Annotated in this window: 1 pseudogene; it reads right to left on the bottom strand. The window is 65.3% G+C overall.

The window, feature by feature from the left end:
• A pseudogene (gcvT, locus tag A3714_RS07185) lies at nucleotides 1-317 on the bottom strand (glycine cleavage system aminomethyltransferase GcvT); the annotation flags it as partial.
• Nucleotide 318: the final 1 nt, after the last annotated feature.

The following is a 318-nucleotide window of genomic DNA, read 5'->3' as shown; positions in this document are numbered from 1 at the left end:
TCGCGGGTGGCGCAATTTACCACCAGACGGTAGTCATTGTCCCGCTTGTAGGCGATCAGGTCATCGATGACGCCGCCGCTGTCATTGAGCATGGCACTGTGCAGGGCACGGCCCGGGGTGACGCGGTCCACGTCGTTGGCCAGCAGGTGGCGCAGAAAGTCCCGCGCACCGGCCCCGGCAATATCCACCACGGTCATATGGGAGACGTCGAATACGCCGGCGTGCTGGCGCACCGCGNGGTGCTCCTCGATCTGGGAGCCATAGTTGATCGGCATGTCCCAGCCGCCAAAGTCGACCATCTTGCCGCCGGCCGCCAGG

The sequence above is a fragment of the Alcanivorax sp. HI0007 genome (assembly GCF_001635525.1).
GTDB lineage: Bacteria > Pseudomonadota > Gammaproteobacteria > Pseudomonadales > Alcanivoracaceae > Alcanivorax.
Note: the sequence above shows the minus strand (reverse complement) of the source record. Positions and strands in the feature narration are given on the sequence as shown.